13 protein-coding genes and 2 tRNA genes (1 of these 15 only partly in view) are annotated in these 20,574 nt (G+C 36.4%); 4 read left to right on the plus strand and 11 right to left on the minus strand.

What is annotated here, in order from left to right; all coding sequences use genetic code 11:
• The first annotated feature begins 145 nt into the window (after nucleotides 1-145).
• Nucleotides 146-1,837 carry a gliding motility lipoprotein GldJ gene (gldJ, locus tag ISU00_RS02110; RefSeq protein WP_228852392.1) on the plus strand — a complete coding sequence of 564 codons (1,692 nt, stop codon included), beginning with the start codon at nucleotides 146-148 and terminating at the stop codon, nucleotides 1,835-1,837.
• Between the two features lie 65 nt (nucleotides 1,838-1,902).
• Entirely contained in the window at nucleotides 1,903-3,180 is a 1,278-nt protein-coding gene (locus ISU00_RS02115; RefSeq protein WP_228852393.1) for a UDP-N-acetylmuramoyl-tripeptide--D-alanyl-D-alanine ligase, read from the plus strand.
• A gap of 51 nt (nucleotides 3,181-3,231) precedes the next feature.
• Here ISU00_RS02115 and ISU00_RS02120 read toward each other — a convergent pair.
• Nucleotides 3,232-3,306: transfer RNA gene (locus ISU00_RS02120), tRNA-Val, on the minus strand.
• A 205-nt stretch (nucleotides 3,307-3,511) separates the two neighbouring features.
• On the opposite strand from ISU00_RS02120, the gene ISU00_RS02125 reads away from it, so the two are divergent.
• Nucleotides 3,512-4,177, plus strand: a complete 666-nt coding sequence (locus ISU00_RS02125) for a sterol desaturase family protein (protein WP_228852394.1) — start codon at nucleotides 3,512-3,514, stop codon at nucleotides 4,175-4,177.
• A gap of 59 nt (nucleotides 4,178-4,236) precedes the next feature.
• Here ISU00_RS02125 and ISU00_RS02130 read toward each other — a convergent pair whose 3' ends face one another.
• The 10 genes from ISU00_RS02130 to ISU00_RS02175 all read right to left on the minus strand — a co-directional run bounded on the left by ISU00_RS02130 (nucleotide 4,237) and on the right by ISU00_RS02175 (nucleotide 19,898).
• Nucleotides 4,237-4,839 (minus strand): CDP-alcohol phosphatidyltransferase family protein, encoded by a 603-nt coding sequence (locus ISU00_RS02130; protein ID WP_228852395.1) that lies wholly within the window; start codon nucleotides 4,837-4,839, stop codon nucleotides 4,237-4,239.
• A gap of 207 nt (nucleotides 4,840-5,046) precedes the next feature.
• Nucleotides 5,047-5,775, minus strand: a complete 729-nt coding sequence (locus ISU00_RS02135; protein ID WP_228852396.1) for a hypothetical protein — start codon at nucleotides 5,773-5,775, stop codon at nucleotides 5,047-5,049.
• A gap of 6 nt (nucleotides 5,776-5,781) precedes the next feature.
• Nucleotides 5,782-13,503 (minus strand): pectinesterase family protein, encoded by a 7,722-nt coding sequence (locus ISU00_RS02140; RefSeq protein WP_228852397.1) that lies wholly within the window; start codon nucleotides 13,501-13,503, stop codon nucleotides 5,782-5,784.
• Between the two features lie 302 nt (nucleotides 13,504-13,805).
• Nucleotides 13,806-13,883: transfer RNA gene (locus tag ISU00_RS02145), tRNA-Val, on the minus strand.
• A 62-nt stretch (nucleotides 13,884-13,945) separates the two neighbouring features.
• On the minus strand, nucleotides 13,946-15,166 hold the full coding sequence (locus ISU00_RS02150; protein WP_228852398.1) for a bifunctional folylpolyglutamate synthase/dihydrofolate synthase: 1,221 nt from the start codon (nucleotides 15,164-15,166) through the stop codon (nucleotides 13,946-13,948).
• Nucleotides 15,167-15,170: 4 nt separating this feature from the next.
• Nucleotides 15,171-16,049: an energy transducer TonB gene (locus ISU00_RS02155; RefSeq protein ID WP_228852399.1), complete on the minus strand. Its 879-nt coding sequence runs from the start codon at nucleotides 16,047-16,049 to the stop codon at nucleotides 15,171-15,173.
• Nucleotides 16,050-16,054: 5 nt separating this feature from the next.
• Entirely contained in the window at nucleotides 16,055-16,450 is a 396-nt protein-coding gene (locus tag ISU00_RS02160; protein WP_228852400.1) for an ExbD/TolR family protein, read from the minus strand.
• Complete coding sequence (locus ISU00_RS02165) at nucleotides 16,450-17,154, minus strand: MotA/TolQ/ExbB proton channel family protein (protein WP_228852401.1); 705 nt, start codon at nucleotides 17,152-17,154, stop codon at nucleotides 16,450-16,452. The genes ISU00_RS02160 and ISU00_RS02165 overlap by 1 nt, the downstream gene beginning before the upstream one ends.
• Nucleotides 17,155-17,209: 55 nt before the next feature.
• Entirely contained in the window at nucleotides 17,210-18,604 is a 1,395-nt protein-coding gene (nhaD, locus tag ISU00_RS02170; RefSeq protein ID WP_228852402.1) for a sodium:proton antiporter NhaD, read from the minus strand.
• Between the two features lie 235 nt (nucleotides 18,605-18,839).
• Nucleotides 18,840-19,898, minus strand: a complete 1,059-nt coding sequence (locus tag ISU00_RS02175; protein ID WP_228852403.1) for an anhydro-N-acetylmuramic acid kinase — start codon at nucleotides 19,896-19,898, stop codon at nucleotides 18,840-18,842.
• A 92-nt stretch (nucleotides 19,899-19,990) separates the two neighbouring features.
• Here ISU00_RS02175 and ISU00_RS02180 point away from each other — a divergent pair, with 92 nt between their 5' ends.
• A protein-coding gene (locus ISU00_RS02180) for an acyl-CoA dehydrogenase (protein ID WP_228852404.1) crosses the window boundary here: on the plus strand, nucleotides 19,991-20,574 show its 5' portion. Its footprint extends 559 nt past the window's final position; the window shows 584 of its 1,143 coding nt (coding positions 1-584); its start codon is at nucleotides 19,991-19,993; its stop codon lies off the right edge, out of view.

Here is a 20,574-nt window from a genome sequence, read left to right on the forward strand (position 1 = left end):
TCGATAAAAGGTGCAAAAATCCGATATTGTGTATAAAAAATAGGATGAAATGCACTTTTTTTTGCTCTTTTTCTTAAAAAAATGTTGTTGCTATCGTGATATTTGCTATATTGCGTCACTAAATTTAATTAGCTTACTTAAAAGTATGGACATGAAAAACTTAATTAACCCCAGGATATTGATAGCCCTAACACTATCCTTGGCGCTTCTTGGTTGCAAGAATTCGTCTTCGTCCAAGAATAATTCCCGAGCTACCGGCTGGAAGATTAATTCCAAAGATGGTGGATTTCAGTATAACACTGATTTCAAAGAACAAGAAACATCCCCGGGATTGGTATTTATCGAAGGTGGTACGTTCACCATGGGTAAAGTTCAAGATGACCCGATGCATGATTGGAACAACAATCCTAATCAACAGCACGTTCAGTCCTATTATATGGACGAAACTGAGGTTACCAATTTAATGTATTTGGAATATTTAGATTGGATTAAACGTGTTTATCCACCAGACGATCCAAACTTCAAATTAATTTATGAAGGTGCATTACCAGACACATTGGTATGGAGAAATCGTTTGGGTTACAGTGAAATGATGACCGAAAATTATCTTCGCCACCCTGGTTATGCAGAATATCCTGTAGTTGGTGTAAGTTGGATTCAGGCTGTGGAATTTGCAAATTGGAGAACAGATCGTGTAAATGAAATTTACATTCAAGAAGCGGGTTATGCTAAAAGAGGTGCACATCTAGAAGATGCAACTGCTGATAGCAACTTTAACACTGACACCTACATTAATGCTCCTAGCTTAACTTATGGAGGCAATGAAGAGGTTTTGCAAGGTGGAAAACGTAAAGTTCAAACAGATGCTGAAGGAAACGAAATAAATATTTATGCCAGAAGAGAATCTGGTATAATCGCCCCAAAATATAGACTCCCCACTGAAGCTGAATGGGAATATGCCGCACTCGGCATGAGCGACTTAAGAAGCTATAATGTGTATAGAGGTCGTAAGAAATACCCATGGGACGGTATGTATACAAGATCTGGCGATCGAAGAAATCGTGGAGATCAAATGGCAAACTTTAAGCAAGGTAAAGGTGACTACGGTGGAATTGCTGGTTGGTCTGATGATGGTGCTGATATTACTGCTGAAGTTAAGTCTTATGCGCCAAACGATTATGGATTATATGACATGGCAGGTAATGTTGCCGAATGGGTAGCTGATGTTTACCGTCCGATTGTAGACGATGAATTCAATGATTTCAATTATTATCGCGGAAATGTTTATACCAAAAACGCAATTAGCGAGGATGGTACCGTTAAAGTTGTAACACCAGACGAAATTGTATATGATACTTTAAGCAATGGTAAGATTATCGCTAGAAATCTTCCTGGTGAAATACTACAAGTTCCTGTGGATGATAATGAGACTTATTTAAGAACTCAATTCAACCAAAGTGACAACAGAAATTTCCGTGATGGTGACAAGAACTCATCAAGATATTATAATGAATCATTTGGTGATGATTTAGATGCAGATGTCCAAGATGCAAGTTTGGATACCAAACAGATGTATAACTCTCCTCGTCATAAAATTGAACGCGATTCTCTTGGTAATATGATTAAGGAATACGATCAATCTAACGAGCGTACCTCATTAATTGATGACAATGTAAGAGTTTATAAAGGCGGTAGCTGGAAAGACCGTGACTACTGGTTAGATCCTGCTCAACGCCGGTATTTCCCTCAAGATATGGCAACTGACTATATTGGTTTCAGATGCGCAATGTCTAGAGTTGGTTCTAAAACCAAAGGGAAAAACAAAACGAGAAACTAATTTTAAGTAGCAATTAATAGAAAAGTCCTGTCGAAATCGACAGGACTTTTTTAATATATTTAACCATGCAAATAGCAGAACTTCACTCTAAATTTATTTCAAGCAAGGGTGTTTCAACTGATACTCGAAAAATTGAACCAGGGCAAATGTTTTTCGCTTTAAAAGGCGATAATTTCGATGGTAATACTTACGCCGAATTTGCATTAGAAAAAGGTGCTGAATATTGCATATTGGACAACCCGGAATATATATTAAACGAAAAATGTATCCTTGTTAAAGATGTCTTAGAAACCCTTCAAAATTTAGCCCACTTCCACAGAATAAGGCAAAGCTGTGATGTTTTAGCTCTAACTGGGAGTAATGGGAAAACTACCACGAAGGAATTAATAAATGCCGTGTTGTCTACCAAATTTCAAACGGTTGCAACCACAGGCAATTTAAATAATCATATAGGTGTTCCGCTTACCCTGTTAAATATAGCTGAAGAAACCGAAATAGCAATTATTGAGATGGGTGCTAATCACATTGGAGAAATTGCTCTTCTATGCAAAATTGCAGCTCCTGATTTTGGATTGATAACAAATTTTGGAAAAGCCCATTTGGAAGGTTTTGGGAGTGTGGAAGGTGTAATTAAAGGTAAGTCCGAGCTATACGACTATTTGAAAAAAGAACAGGGGACAATTTTTTATAATTCAGATGACCCAATCCAAAGAAAACAGATTGGAGACTTCCAAAATATTGTCGAATACAGTTCAAATACTATAGATTACTCAAAAATATCCCTTAAAAAAACCCAACCAACTATCGAATTTAAAATAGAGGACCAAAGCTTTTCCTCCAATCTTTCAGGAGACTATAATTTTAAAAACATACTGGCCTCCCTAGCGATAGGTGATAAATTTGGAATAACTAAGGCTAACATGGCTAAGGCAATTAGCGAGTATACTCCCAATAATAATCGCTCCCAATGGGTAGAAAAAGGTGGTAACCAATACTATATGGATGCCTATAATGCAAATCCTAGCAGTATGGCAGCCTCAATCTCAAATTTTTCCAATCTTGATTTTCCTAAAAAGATTGTAATTCTGGGGGACATGTTTGAACTTGGAACTGAAGCTGAAATAGAACACCAAACCATCACAGAATTGGCAGAATCTTTCGATTTTGAAAAAGTGTTTCTTGTAGGGTACAATTTTGCCAAATGCGAAACCAAGAACAAAAACACCTTTCAATTTAAAACCTTTGACGAACTTAAGGATGCCTTTAACAATTTTAATCCAAAGGAATTCAACATTTTTATTAAAGGTTCTAGAGGTATGGCATTGGAACGTCTGCTAAACTAATTTTAAACAATAATCCCAATTCGCGTTCACAAATTGGGATTATGATTAAAGTGAAGTGTACTGGATTCGAACCAGTGACCCCTACCCTGTCAAGGTAGTGCTCTGAACCAACTGAGCTAACACTCCTTTAAGGCGAGCAAATATATTATAATTTTTTATAACACTTTGCACAGAATGCATCTTTCATGATAGTACAATTACAGCTAAACCAGTTGATGCCTATTGTAATTGTCTAGGTAAAATATATTTAAACATTTTCTTTAGCATTCAAAAATTTAATAATTTCACAAACTCCATAAGTCTTAATTTGAAAATGGAAACACGAGGAAATATGAAGAAGTTAAACTATAGACCAAAAAATGAAGGAAGTGGCACCATTTTTAAAAATCCGATTTTGGAATTTTTAACAAAGACTCATATATCCGTTCCACTTTCATTATACACACTCATTTCCGGATGCCTTATTTATTACGGCATTATTGAAAAAGGATTTGAAACAATAGAAATGGTCTTTTTGTTTTTTGCCGGCATGTTTGTTTTTACATTTTTTGAATATATGATTCATCGGTTTGCCTTTCATTTTGGGTCTCACGAACATGATCACGATAAAAACCATATTAGTTACAAATTGCACGGAGTTCATCATGAATATCCCAGGGACAAAATGAGATTGGCGATGCCTCCAATAATGGCCTTGGCATTAGCAACTTTCTTTTTTATTGTATATCGAACTTTGATGGGTGATTATGTCTTTGGATTCTTAGCAGGATTTTTAATGGGCTACACCCTTTATCTAAGTATACATTATTCTATCCATGTATTCCAAGTACCAAATAATTTTCTGAAAATTTTATGGAGACACCACGCTATCCATCATTATAGACAACCAAACAGGGCATATGGCGTTTCTTCACCTCTATGGGATCATATTTTTGGAACAATGCCAGAAACTAAATCCAAGCCTGTTTCCGAGGGTAAATTTATCGACCCCTCTTAAGTCCCAAATAATAAAGTTTAATTAAGGATAAGCAGAGAGTTTTTTCAATAAAATTCAAATCACTTATTATTTTGATTAGAATTATTTTGCCTCCTCTTATCTCTTAAGGCCCAATATATTCCTTTTACATCAGACGCCCAGTTGTCGTACATATAAATTAAAGTGATTTCTTCAAAAGTTTCTACCAAACTGAATACTATAACCGCATAAAACAAGGCATATGAGGGCGAAAAAAACAGTGAGGATATTACAAAAATTCCTTGCAGGATAGCTGATAGTTTCGCCAAATAAGTATGAAAGGACGTTGCCCTACCATATTTTAGATAGGCATAGACCATCTGAATAAAATAAGGCATAAATACAATTAGGATTAATACAAGATTTGCCTTAACAAATTCGGCTTCAAATCTATAAATACCAATGATACCCACCACCAAAGTAATTTGATCTCCAACCGAGTCTAATTGCGATCCTCTAGGGCTTATTAAATTTAATTTTCTAGCTAAATAACCATCAATCATGTCCGTGCAAAAACTAATAAGCAGGAACCAAGTGAAATAAAGTCTTAAATCAAACCAAATAAAAATAACTAACAAAGGGGATACGACTATCCTGTAAAATGAAAACCAATCGGCAATATTGAATTTTTTGAAAATATTCATATTTATTAGCCATAGTCCTACATTGAAAAAATGCATCTGTTTAAACAATTAAACTTAGGATAAGTTTAAACGCTAAAAAATGATAAAAATCATGGAAGCTAATCTAGTAGCTCTGTTTAATTATTCTAATTGAGCATTAATATTTGTAAAAAAAAACCTTGAACATCAAATAGACATTCAAGGTTATTGTTTGGAAATTACTAAAACTTAATCGGAAGTAGTTTTAAAGGTATAGGTAGGACTAACCGAAATATTTATCCCATCACTTGTTTCAACATGCCAATAATAGATAGTATTTGGCTCAACATCGATATCTAAACTAGTTTCTGAAATCCCCTGCCATTCCTCTGGCACCTCTTGATTTCCATCTACCGAATCGGCAAAAACCGTATAAGTGACTTCATCACCGTCGGCGTCCGAACTAATCCATTCTAAAGTAACTTTTCCATCACTTGGTGTTACATCGCTTCCTTGAGATGGACTCAATAAGGATGCAGGAAATGGAACAAAATTAGATTCACCATCGCCAGCCAGATAAAACTTCCAAGTATCAGATTCGGTAATCTCTTGTCCAGAATTTCTAGCTGTTACTGTCCAAGAATATGGATAACCTCTTAACAATTCTACCTGCAGACTATTTGTTGGAGACCCAATATTAAGAATAACATTTCCAGTAATTAGGTTGGTTATCTCGAAATTATATTTTTCTGTGTCACTGGATGCATCCCAATTAAATGTCACTATAGCAGTATCATCAAAGACTTCTCCTACCTCACATTCCTCATTATTTGAAGGTATCAATAAATTTGGTTTACCAGGCTTGTCTGTATATCTGACTTTATTTGGTGTATCATCATCAGAACAAGAAACTATTAAAACACTGAATATAAAAACCAAAAAGGGTTTTAAACTAAATATTGATTTTATGGTTTTCATAATAAATTACTTTTTAATGATTTTAATTGATTCGCGAACCGTTTCAGAATTAATTGATAAGAAATAAATTCCATTATTCATATTTGAAATATCAAGATCAACTGTTCTATTTGAAGAAACATTCTGGGTGCTCGACATAAGCTGATTCCCTAATACATCAACTATGGAAAGTTGAAGTTGATTATCGGTGCCGTTTACATATAATTTTATCTTTCCAGTAGTTGGGTTAGGAAACACCGCCAACTCATTAGATATAAATACATGTTGACTGAATTCACCCTGACATACTAAATCTGTTGATACAGTAATTGTATTCTGCCCAGCATGTAAGTCAAGAATTAATTGAGATTGACTCGTCGTCGTAATTATGCCATTGTGATTTATTTCATAGTTTTCTGAACCGGATAATGAAAGTACAATTTGATTATTGGAATAATTCACCACCGAATAAACATCTAAGGGTTCAGGCCCCTGTACTGTTACATAATAGCACTGCACAAAATTGTCTATTCCTTCAATTGTTATACAAACTTTATAGGTACCACCTCCTAACTGATCGAATAAAGTTTCAAAATCATTATCGCTAGATAAGTTTTGAGATTGAGAATAGCTGTCTCCTTCAACTGAAACAACAAAAGTGTAATCAGTATTGCTAGAACTTACGCTTATTGAGCCGTCATTTTCGCTATTACAGCTTACTGAGTTAGAAATAACAGTAAATGTATCCGAAGGAAGTTCAAATGTTTCACAACCAAACACATCGATAACAGATCCTTCAGGAGATTCAGGACAATGATCTTCACTATCCAAGATTCCATCTCCATCACTATCTTCACAAACATCACCAATTCCATCATTGTCGAAATCAGCTTGATCTGGGTTATAGGTGTCAACACAATTATCTTCAGAATCAACAACACCATCAAAATCTGAATCTTGTTCCGATTCCAAAAGTGGAATTGGATCCCAACCATCATTACCCTTAGTGAAATTAAATGTTGTAATTTCTGTTCCATCGGTTAATACTGGTTCTGTTAGCACTGTGGACCACCCTGCGCGAGAACCAGAATTATCTTCACTCGAAGCCTCAATTGTACCATATTCGTACATTAAACTTGATTCACCTCCTAGAGTATTTTGCCAACCAATTGGGTAAATCAATGATTTTCCTATATGGTTAGGGTTCTGGGATACATCTATATTAGTTTTATAAAATACGGCCTCACTAGTGGTAGCAGCCCATGGACGTCCATAATATCCTGGTTTGCCCCAATTAGTTGATGCAGTCTCAACGCCAGGAACCGTAGATTTCACGTTACATTCATACATCAAAAATCCTCTTGTGCCACTACTTTGTTGTGCAGCCGTGATATAAGCTGTATCACTATCCCAATCACTTGTATTTAATACAAGATCTGTTTTGTAGAATACGGCTGTCATGGCTCCGAAAATATAATCTACAGCACCCATTACTGCACCTTTATAGACAACAACTCTTGATCCACTTCCTCCGTAGAATGAATCTTGTCTTCCAACAACACGGCAGTTATTCAAAATAACCTTATCAACATTATTGGTAATACTAATCGCTGCTGCTCGTTCTACGTACCCCAAGCCCCTATCTTGCACAGAAGTGTCTCCGTAAGTCGTCGGCCTTGAACCTCCTTGGGGCGCACCGTTATTGGTTTCGACAATGTCCTCAGATTCTTTCTTGGAAATGTATTGATTAAATGAGTTTTCAAAAATTAAATGTTCAGCTTCAAAACCATCTGCCGACACAACAACCGTAGCATTCCAATAAGAACCATTTGTTGTACCCGCACCCTTATTTTCATAACTCAAATAACCATTTTCCTTATTGGTTGCTAGAATATCTGCATGCCATTTTTGATCTGACCCCATACTATAATAATTATATCCATGACCATAATATGAAGTTATTCTTACAGCACCCTCTACAATATCAACCCCCTTATTTATTAGGTCTATTTTCGGGAAACTTGCAGCATTTTTCAATGTTACATTAGGACTAGTAATCACCAACATTTCTTCATAATCACCAGGATCGATTAGAACAGTTACTCTTTCGTTATTTGGGCGATTCATATTTTTAATGGCTGTTAAAGCCCCATTGACAGTAGGATAATCTTTATCCACACCAACAGTAATAACTTCCTTAAATTCAACGACCTGAACTATTTCAATATTTGTTATATAGGAAGTGCCTGAACCACCAAAAGTAATGGTAGCGGTTCCAGACGTATCTCCTGTATATGCATATTCTGTGCTTTCAAAGGTAGAAGTGCTTCCACTACTAGTTTGTATGGTATCTCCTCCTTCTATAGAAAAATTAGCCGAATAATAATAGGTAATGATCATTTTCTCGCCTGGATTCATTGGCACCACTACTGTTTGTCCAGGAGATGCCGCAAGATGTCCCTTGGCAATTTCATTCTTTGCCCCATCTAAGCCTAATCCTTTATAGTATTGATCTGAACTTAATATCACCTTATCATCAAAACTCCAATTTGTAACTGGAGAAAACTCTAAGGTTTTTGAAGTGTCCATATCTTGCACAGTTAAATTAGATGTTAACGCCAATTCTATTGGATATTTATCTAATCCACCATGTTCAATCTTATAAGTACCATTTCTTAAGGCAACGGTCGTTACATCAGTGAAATTATACATATATCCTTCTTCATTTAGATTTATAAATGTTAATTCCAAATCTGCCCGTTGAGCTGCATCTAAACCTGGAGTATTGATTGCAACACTAAAAACAGGTTTAGGAGTAAAATCAATATCAGCCGCTTGGTCACCTTCAGCTATGGTTATAGTATTATTAATAATTTCATAGTCATTTACTCCTTCAGCAGTAATCGTATATTCAACATTAGGTTGCAACTGTACTTCATATGTTGAATTACCTGCATCAATCATAGGTTGTGGCACATAAACTGTATTTGCTTCAGGATCTGCAGTATATTTAAGGTTTAGATTTTCTATATCCGATCCGAGTCCATTAATATTTCCTGAAACTTTGTATAGTTCTACCTGAATAATTGTGATATCAAAAACAGATGTAGCTTCCTCAACAAGAATTGTACTAGCGCTACTAATGATATAACCATTAGCATTTTCTAAACTTAAGGTATAAGTGTAATCCTGGGGTAGATCAATACTATATGAACCATTAGAAACAGTTGTATTCCAAGATTTTCCAGCCTCATTGGTAAAAACTATTTCATATTCATTTGGAATGTCTGCAGCCTGACTTACATCTACATTTCCTGTTAATGTTTTGTAAATTGCATCCTTTCTTTCTACCCTAAAGTAACTTGGTTTGTCAACTGTATCATAAATTCTATAAGTACCCGAATTTTTAGCAACAAACTTTACCATGGTTATAGCATTACTTGTAGAAACTTTAACAACATCATCTTGTAATTCAGGGTTTGGTACATAGGTGAAATGAATATTTCCATTGGCATTTTGTGCCAACATAGCAAGGGTGACCTCATCATCCTCACTTAAGGTAAGACTCAGATACCTTCCACTAGACCCCGTACCATTTACATAAATTCTACCACTATATTCAGAAACCCCACTTAAGTTTTCATCGTATCTAGTTAAATTGGTATTGCTAGTCCTTAAGCGGTCATTACTACCACCATTCCAACCTAATGCCCCTTCTGTCCATGACGGCAATACATTTCCTGAACTTCCGGGAGTTATTGAAGCATCATACCAAGAATTAATTTTAGTTTCATCTAACCTGTTATTGTATAATTCTGCATCTAGCTGTTCCCCTCCAAAATCCCAAACATCTATTTTTCCATTAGAAGGTTCGACAGCTGCTTCATTTTCAATAGACATTCCATGTAGGTATATCTCAGCAGTTGGAAATTGACTGCTCACTAAAGTAGCAGTGATTTTACCAGCAGGTCCGGTATAGCTAAAATTACTTGGGAAGCCATCAGAGATTCCAATATTCTGTGCAGGAATACTTCCTAGATTATTTCCTTCGGAATCAGTAAATACAAAAACTGCATCTACAGCCACACCATAAATATCAACAATAAAGGTTACTATAGCATTACCTGCAACTATTATATCGAATGAGTTACCTGGAAAAAAGACCCCTCCATGTGAAGAATCATGATAGCCAAATTGTCCAGATGTTTCAGTTGTATTACTGTTTATGGTAACAATACCATCTCCAGTTTTATAAGTCTCATATCTTAGAGAGGTATAACTGGTTTGCGGCAATTCAGATCCATCTGCGAAATTATAAGTATAAGTTTCACCAGGGTTAGCTGTAACTTCGGCATTACTGTCTGAAATTGTAATGATAAATGAACTTGGATCCGACGAAGAATCGGAAAAGTTTATGGTCAATTCATTACCTTCAATTGAAACGGATTCTATATCCCCTGAAAAAGTCGGGGTAAAGGAAGCCAATTCGTTCCCCGCCAAATCTATCTCAATTGAAGCTGAATCTGATGTGCTACTAAATACTGTGCCCTCACTTACAGAAACAGTAGCATTATCGCTTGCAGTTGCACCTGATGTTATTTCAATATCTATTCCGTTAATTGAGACAACACCAGATTTTTGGATCCAAGGAGTTAAAACTACATTATAAGATATCGGTAAAACTTCAATATAAGGAAGATAACTTGTACTACCTGTATGGGTTAATGTGATAGTACCTTCGGTACCCAGGTAAACAAAATCAACAAAAGGCCCTCCATCGGTTCCTTGAGGAAAAGTTATTGATCCTGCATTTGATTGGGATGGAATATCAAACGCACCGGTTGAACTAGAAACATTTAAAGTACCGCCAGAGTATTGGTCAGCCGCAACTCTAATTTTACTATTTCCAGCCACTTTTAACGTGATAACGTTTCCATCTTTCAAGGTTATTCCATGTTGGGTTCCATGATAACCATACGCATTGGACGGACCTGATTCTATTTTAAATAAGCCCTTTTCAATGATTGTGTTTCCTACATCTGTTGAAGCAACCAATGTTTCATCCCTAAAATCAAAAAAGTAAGCTGATCTTTTTTCTGGGGTTGTATAGGCTGCACCTAATTGAGCCGGTATAACATCTAATTTTGGTAAATAAATATCGCTACCGCTTCCATTTTCTTGTATAGCTTTAAAAACGAGAGATTTATCCCCTTTAGATTTGGAAGGGTCTGAATAAACCAGTTCATAAGTATCCACCAAGTCTGTTGTTACCTTTGTGTTTACTATGCCCAAATCTCCAACAGAAATTTCGGTTCCCTCCATACTCAGGGAAGAATGCTTTGATCCTAGAAAACTTATAGAATTAGTCCCAGTAACCTGTAAATCGATTTGAGCATCTGCTTTCATATTTAAACCATAGGTAGAACCATGCAAACCATAGGTACCTCCAAGTTTTAACAAACCGTCCGCACTTTGTCCATTAGAAATAATAGTTCCATCCCTAAAGTCATAGGTTGTTATTCCATGCAAATAGCTATTATCGTATAAGGCTATTGTATATAGTTTAGGTTCTGTACCACTGTCGGCATAGGTTACTTTTAATTCACCCGAAACAATATCAACTGAAGCAATATTTCCAGAAATATTTGGAGTAAAAGAAGAAGGATCCATCCCTCCCAAATCAATAGCTACCCAACCAGCGTCTTTTCCAGCTGATAAAATAACACCATTAGAGACACTTATTGTTGCGTTCTCAGCTGAAGTAGCTCCCGAAGTAAGAGTGATATCTACTCCGTTTATAGAAATTGTTCCAGATTTTTGGACATAGTCACTTAAAGAAACCTCATACGTAACAGGAGCTATTTCTAAATAAGGCAAATAGGATGTTCCACCATTTCCAGTTAAGGTTATGGTTCCTGCCGACCCAACATAAAGAAAATCTTTCCAAGGCCCGCCATCAGCTCCTTGAGGATAAGTTATGGACGTTTGATTTGATTGTTCAGAGATATCAAATTGGCCCGTTTCGCTTGTGGCAGAAATCGTGCCACCTGAGTATTGATCACCTGCAATTCTTATTCTACTATCACCTGCAACCTGTAACGTAATAGTATTACCAGCTTTAAAAGTTATTCCATGTTGAGTTCCATGATAACTCAATCCGTTACAACATCCCGCATCAATTGTTATTATTCCAGATTCTATATGATTCGGTGGACCAGAGGGAACAATACTTTCATCTCTAAAATCGAAGAAATAAACAATATTTTTTTCAGCGGCGGCAAAATCCTTTCCTGCCTGTGCCGGAATTACTTCAATTGTTGGAAGGTAAAGGTCATTACCCGTTGCGGCTACAGTCGTAAAAGTTAGAGTTGTCGCCGGTCCTGAATACACAAAATCGAAGGTGTCTGATAAATCATTCACGACTTTCCCAGTTTGGGTTCCTAAATCACTATCGTCTAGAGCCGTACCCTTTACATCTAAGCTCGAGTATTCAGATCCGAGAAATCGAATTGTGGAACTACCTTCTACTTGTATACTAATAGTTGCATCAACTTTTAAATTTAATCCGTAGGTGTTACCATGCTGAGAGTATGTTCCTCCTAGAACAAGTTTCCCATCAGCACTACCTCCATTTCCGGCAATAACACCATTATCCCGAAAATCATAAAGAATAGAATTTGTTATTTCACCGGTTGAACTATCACAACTTGAAGTAATATCACCTGAGATATTTACTTGCAAGGTGGCACCAGCACCGCAACTTGAATCAGTTATATTGGAGGCAACATCTTCAACAGGAATAACTGTATAATTATAGGTAGGTTTTGTAACGGAATTTACATTTGCAACTCCATTCAAACAATTTTCAAACTGGAGTGAAACTGTTCCACCATCGGTGGTAGCCCTACTATAAACAGTGGTTACATTAGCAAAATTACTATTCTCTACGTAACAGGTGAGGTTATTTGTTCCACCACCTAGTCCTAATGCAGTTGAACCTGAAACAGTGGTATCGTAATAGCAATTCAATATATGTAATTCAGCATTTCTTGCCCGAGGCATTCTGCTTCTTACGCCATCCGCCCAATAGCAGTTTTGAAAGGTAACACTATAATGTCCATCGGCAGGTGCATCAGTGCTACTCGAACCTACCAAATTAGAAAATCTGTGGTCATCAGATCCGCCTGGACCATTTGGAATGGGATCCTTTAGATAAGTGAATTTACACCATGAAACTGTAACGTTATCCGAGGAGTTTTTTATATCAAAATTCCCATCGATACCATCCCGAAATTCACAATGATCAACCCATAGATTGATACAACCCTCAGAAGTTAAGTTGTCTCGACCATCAGTATCATAGGCCCCAGGACCTTCAAAAATTAGGTTTCTGATAATTACGTTAGAAGAGCCAGCCTTTAAATTTAAAATCCCAGATTCAGATTGGGTCTGTTTGGTATTAACCAATTTTGCTCCTGGCAACCCAATAATAGATTTATTTGTAACAACCTCACTTATTTGCAATTCAGTTGCAGAAAAATCAATAGTTCCAGATACCAATATAACCTGAGGAGTGGACAACCTGAGGTTAGCCTTCAAATCGGCGTAGGTAGAAACAACGATTGGTGTAGCGCTTCCGCCACCAGTTGTACCTTCCCCATAACCCTCAGGGGCAGATTGGTAAAAAGTTTGCGCTGTTACTGGTAACAGTACGCATAGAAAGAGTAGAAAAAGTAAAATTTTTTTCATGAGACCTATGTTAGTTAATTACTTTGAATGATATGTTTATAGCCAAAGCAGCCATAACAAAATTCTTGACACGAATTAATGTAATCGATTGCATAATGTAATCGATTACACGAATATAACAGAAATTCAAATACAAATTTTGATAAAATTTAAGAATGTTAAAAAATTAACATTTAATGTATGATTTCACAATATTGATTAACAATGAAAATTTAATTGTAAGCAGCAGAATAATAAACAATTAAACCAAAACGGATAAAATTAAAAAATCCTAATTCTCACTTAAGAATTAGGATTCAATTTGGTGGGCGATGAGGGATTCGAACCCCCGACCCCCTCGGTGTAAACGAGGTGCTCTGAACCAACTGAGCTAATCGCCCCTTGTAATCGGACTGCAAAGATAAACCAGTTTTTGAATTTGAAAAATATTTTTTTGAAAAAATCACACAACTTCTGCCACAACAAATGTGCTTCCGCCTACAAAGATAAAATCACTACCTGCAGAGTCCAGTTTTGCTTGATATAGAGCCTTTTTCACCGATTCAAATGATAAACAGTTAAAACCATGTTCATGAAATAATTGGGTTAATTCATCAACATCCAAAGCCCTGGGTATTTGGGGTTGGCTCAAATAGTAAATAGCCTCTTTAGGCAACAGGCCAATTACCCTTTCCAGATTTTTATCTGCAACAAATCCCAAGACCATTCTCAATTGCCTATAATTTTGTTCCTTAATCTGAGAAACTACATAGTTTAGACCTTCAAAATTGTGGGCTGTATCGCAAACAACTAAAGGTTCTTCTCCTAATATTTGCCATCTTCCGAGAAGCCCGGTATTTTTAACCACATTATTCAATCCAGACCTAATTGATTCCTTACTTAAATTATATCCTTTAGATTTTAAAACATTTAAAGCAACAGTGGCCGTAGTTACATTTTTAAGTTGATAACTACCCTTAAGATCAGTATTGTAGACATGATCCATTAAAAGTTGATCTGCATAATAAAGTTCAGAACCCTCAACCCTAGCTTTTGAATTAAAAATGGGGGTAGTCTCACTCTGGGTTTCCCCGATAACGACGGGTACTCCTTTTTTAATAATGCCAGCTTTTTCAACTGCAATTTTCTCTATGGTGTCTCCTAACAAAACAGTATGATCTAACCCTATATTAGTGATTACAGATAATTCTGGCATTATTACATTAGTTGAATCTAACCTTCCTCCTAACCCAGTTTCAATAACGGCAATATCTACCTTGTTATCTGAAAAATATTTAAATGCGAGACCTACTGTCATTTCAAAAAATGACAATTGATTAAATTCAAAAAAGTTTCGGTTATTTTCGACAAAATCAACGACATAATCCTCTTCAATTAAATGACCATTGATTTTTATTCGCTCTCTAAAATCCTTTAAATGTGGAGATGTATATAGACCAGTTTTATAACCCGCTACCTGAAATACCGAAGCCAACATATGGCTAACCGAGCCTTTTCCATTTGTCCCAGCAACATGCACACTTTTAAAATACCTTTCAGGATTCCCAAGATGGGAACACAGATTTGTAGTATTGGTGAGATCAGCCTTATATGCCATTGCGCCCTGACGCTGATACATTGGAAGTTGTTGAAACATCCAATTTACCGTTTGCTGATAGGTCATTATTCTATTGGGAAATACTGAAGTTTATACTAACAAAACCTATTTGCCTAGCAGGTGCATTATTATCTGCTGGCCATTTATGTGAAAGTGCTATTTTCCTGGCAGGTTCTAGTAAACAAGGGGCTGTATTAGTGGTCCCCCTTACGCCTGGCTCAGCTGCAACAACCCTGCCACTCCTATCAACTTCAATCTTAACAACCACCAAGCCGTATTCATTACAATCTTGTTTGAAGATTGAATGAGTCGGTCGACCCCGTCCATTTAATCCATAACCTACACCACCCTTACCTGGTCCAGACCCACCAAAATAACTCGGAGCATAAGGATCTCCATCTAATTGACCCTTATCTCCAGCTTTATTATCTGGACCTTCTCCGCCACTTGCAGTACCGGAGGAATTACTTACCCCACCTATTAAATCATCCAATCTCTTTTTCTTTGCCTCCTCTTCTCTTCGTTTTCTCTCCTCAGCTTCTCTCTTTTCTCTTTCAATTCTTTCTGCCTCTGCTTTTGCTCTAGCTTCTTCTCGCGCTTTAGCCTCAGCAGCAGCTTTTTGCTTCTTTATTGCAATAGCCTCCTCATTATCTTCAGTAAGGACGTTCTCTTTTTTAGGTTCGGCTGCAGCCGGTTGAGCCTTAACAGGTTCTGGATCGACCTTCTTAATCTCTTCTACTGGTTTTGAAGGCGCGGGCTTTAATGGCGCTTTCGGTTGAACATTACCGCTGCCAAAATCTGTTGAACCAAAATTAACGGCAACACCATACTCTTCTGGTGGATCTAAATAAGGTGGACCCACGACGAAAAGTAATAATAGCAAGATCACGACTATTAAAGCAGTAATCTTTGCTGAGTTCCGTTCATGTTTGGTTTCTAAATATTTCATCTTTCTTAATTGGCCGGACGTACCGCCAATATCACTTTAAATTTATTTCTGTTGGCGATGTCCATGACTTTAACGACATTTTCAACTGGTACGCTTTCTTCAGCTCTCAACACTATTGTTGGCTTATCTGTAGTGCCCAAGGCTGTAATCAGTTCATTTTCCAACATGGAAACACCTACCATTTTTTGATCGATATAGTACCTCAAATCCTTAGTGATACTAACAGAAACAGACTTTTTATTTTCAGTTTTTCCACTCGCCTTTGGCAATAAAATATCTATGGCATTGGTTGTTACCAAGGTAGAAGCAAGCATAAAAAATATAAGCAGCAAGAACACAATGTCAGTCATTGAGGACATGTTAAATTCCGGTGTTACTTTATTTCTTCCTCTTATATTCATTACAAGGGCTCATTTAAGTGATCCAAGAACTCCAATGAATTTGCTTCCATTTGATAAACGACCTTATTAGTCCTTACAACCAAATGGTTATATGCTATGTAGGCAACTATACCCACAATTAAACCACCTACAGTGGTCGTCATGGCGGTATATAATCCATCTGCCAATAATTTTATATCAATTTGTCCGCCTGAATTAGCAATTTCAAATATGGAAAGAATCATACCAATTACTGTACCAAGAAATCCAATCATCGGGGCGGCTCCAGAAATTGTTGCAAGAATACTTACATTTTTCTCCAAGTTATATATCTCCAATCGACCGGCATTTTCTATAGTAGTATTAATATCGGCCAAAGGTTTACCGATTCGGGTAATTCCTTTATTTATTAATCTTGAAACTGGTGAATTTACTTGGGCACATAAAATTTGGGCCGAATCCACCTTGCCATGGGTAACATGGTCTTTAATCTGATTCATAAAGTTTGAATCTACCTTTGATGCAGCCTTTATAGCGAACAAACGTTCAAAATAAATATAAATGGCAACAACCAAAAGCACAAAAAGAATTCCGATAATGACCATACCTGCGGTACCGCCACTACCAATTAATTCGATGATAGATAGGGTCTTCTGAACTGATTCTTCGTCAGTTAAAACTTCTGCACCTTCTTGCACTCCATCTTGCAATAACAATGAAATCATATAAAAGTTTTTTATTAGCTAGTTAAATAACGTAAGTTATATCGGTTAAGTATATTTAAAATAATGTTCTGGTAAACATAAACATGAATGCACCCGCAAGGAATCCAACTAAAGCCAACCAAGAGATTTTCTTGAGGTACCAGAAGAAGTTGATTTTTTCCATTCCCATAGCCACAACACCTGCCGCTGAGCCAATGATTAACATACTTCCTCCAGTTCCTGCTGAGTAGGCTATAAAATGCCATAATTCATCATCCATTGGTTGATGGAACATGCCCAAACTAGCAGCTACCAAGGGCACATTATCAATTACGGCTGAGGCTACACCCAATAGAAGAACGACAATATCCGAAACACCAGAATGATGAAGTTCTGTGCCAAGCATTGGCATGGTTTCTTCCAAAGTTGAAGCAAATTCGAATAAAATACCTAGAGATTCTAAAGCCGCTACTGCTAAAAGTATCCCTAAGAAAAATAGTATACTCGGTAATTCAATTTTAGATAAGGAATGATGAACAGGGCTATGGTCTGCATGTTCATCACTTTCGTGAGAATCAACCTCCGTCATACTAAATTTTGTGTTACTGTAAATCTCCGCAAATATTGCCACCACTCCCAAGGACAACATCATACCTACATAAGGTGGCAAATGTGTTATAACTTTGAAAATAGGAACAAATATGATAGCTCCTAAACCAAGGTATAGCATCGTTGAGCTAAATTTTGACTTTACTTCTGTAACTTCCTCTTCGGTTACACTCAACTCTCCCTTAAATACTGGTAGAAATGATGCAATAAAAGATGGGATAACCATACAAATTAAAGAAGGAACAAATAAATAACCTATCAAATGACCAGTGGAAACCTTATTTCCTATCCACAACATGGTAGTGGTAACATCCCCGATTGGTGACCAAGCTCCACCAGCGTTAGCTGCGATAATAATCAAACCAGCATACCAAAGACGAACATCTCTATCTTTCACAATTTTTTGTAGGATAGAAATTAAAACAATAGTAGCTGTAAGGTTATCAATGATTGCAGATAGAATAAACGCTAAAAATGAAAAGATCCAAAGAATTTTTCTTTTACTCCTTGTTTTTACAAAATCTTTAATGGTAGCAAATCCATTGAAATAATCAATTATTTCAACAATGGTCATTGCACCTAGCAGGAATACCAGAATTTCGGCTGTTTTCCCTAAATGATGTAGCAAAGTTTCTTCGAGTAGAACCCTTTTTTCTTCATGACCTAGGTCGGCAAAGCCATCCACAAGGGCATGTGCACCCGAGTCGAACCATTCACTAAAATGATCGAGACCCAATGAAATAAGACCCCAACTTATTGCCATCATAACCAAGGCGGGGATTAACTTGTCAATTTTTAAACTATGTTCCAGAGTAATTGCTAAGTACCCAAACACAAAGACTAAGACTACAATTGTTTCCATCTAATTTTTTATAAAATAACTGCGGATTATGCTAAAACCAAAAGGCATCAGTAATGTTGATAAAATATTTCTTAAAAAGCTTTTTAAACTCGTCCTGTACAGAAAAGATTTGCAAGGGAACTATTGCAAACCCGTATGATATTTCTTGATTACTAAAAGGAAATTCTTTCATTCAGTCGGGAGTTCTCCACAAATATAAAAAACAAGAAGTTGTTTTTTGGAGAATGTCCAAATTTTAAGGATAATAAACCTTTCCGCTACTATGATTATTTATTGCACCTGTGACGCTTGCAAGTACATTTATCTCATTTCGAAGTTTTAAGACTCCTAATAATCCAAAAATTAGAGCTTCTTTAAATTCAATAATACCAGGTTCTGGAACAATTATCCTTGCATTGGTTTTCTGTTGAATCTGTTCCATTAAGAATGAATTATATGCGCCACCGCCTGTAGCTAATACACTTGAATTGTCTTTAAGATCTTTACTAACCTGATATGCTATATGCTCTACAAATGTTCTCAACTTATCTTGAATGGGTAATTCAACGGAATTTAAAATAGGATCTACATTCTCATTTACCCATTCTAACCCCAATGATTTAGGAATAGGTAAAGCATAGTAGGTCAGTCCATTCAGTTGGTTTAAAATTTTAGTATTCACATTTCCTGACCGCGCAATTTCTCCAGCTGGATCATAGTCTTTACCCAGTGCCCTTGCTAAATTATTCAATACTATATTGGCAGGACACAAATCATAAGCCAACCTTCGCCCTTTGTATTTATGGGAAATGTTAGCAAAACCACCCAGATTCAAACAATAATCAAATTCTGAAAATAATAATTCATCTCCTATCGGCACTAATGGTGCACCTTGACCCCCAAGTTCTACATCTTGAACCCTAAAATCACAAATCAAAGTTCGATTGAGTTTAGATGCAAGAATAGGGAGATTTCCTATTTGATAAGTGAGTCCTTTATTTGGCTGATGCAAAGCCGTATGTCCATGGGAACAAACAGCATCTAAATTATCTATACCATTCCTTTCCATGAAGTTACTTATGACCTCCGACAAATAACTCGTATATAGTTGATCTATCTCCTTAAGACTATCATCATCTAAATTAACTAGTGAATTCAATTTGGTTGTCCAATAGCCATCATAATGCACAGTTTCAGTACATAAAATTTTGAATGCCCAATTTGCATTTTTCTGAAACTCAATAAAGGCTAAGTCAACTCCATCGAGCGATGTTCCAGACATGACTCCAATGACCTTATAACTATTTTTAAGCATATTCGTAAATTTAGCTATCTATATTGAAAATACGCTAACAAAGAGGTATCTTTGACAAACTTTTTTGTGAATTTTCTAATTACTGACTTAAAATGGATTTTAAACTTTCCGAAGAACAATTGATGATTAGGCAAGCCGCTAGAGATTTTGCACAACAAGAATTATTGCCGGGTGTAATTGAGCGCGATGAGAATCAAACTTTTCCACATGAAGCAATTAAAAAAATGGGTGAATTAGGGTTTATGGGAATGATGGTAGATCCTAAATATGGCGGAAGCGGAATGGATACTGTTTCTTATGTCCTTGCCATGGAAGAAATTTCCAAAATAGATGCTTCCGCATCTGTTGTAATGTCCGTAAACAATTCACTAGTTTGCTGGGGACTTCAAAAATTTGGTACCGAAGAACAAAAAGAAAAATACCTCATAGATTTGGCTACCGGTAAAAAATTGGGAGCATTTTGCTTGAGTGAACCAGAAGCAGGTAGTGATGCAACTTCACAAAAAACAACTGCAATTGAAAAGGGAGACCATTATTTATTAAATGGCACTAAAAACTGGATTACCAATGGCGGTTCTGCAGATGTTTATTTAGTTATTGCCCAAACGCATATCGAGAAGAAACATAAAGGTATAAATGCGTTTATCATTGAAAAAGGATGGGAAGGATTCGAAAT

The organism is Aegicerativicinus sediminis (genome assembly GCF_015476115.1).
Classification (GTDB): domain Bacteria; phylum Bacteroidota; class Bacteroidia; order Flavobacteriales; family Flavobacteriaceae; genus Aegicerativicinus; species Aegicerativicinus sediminis.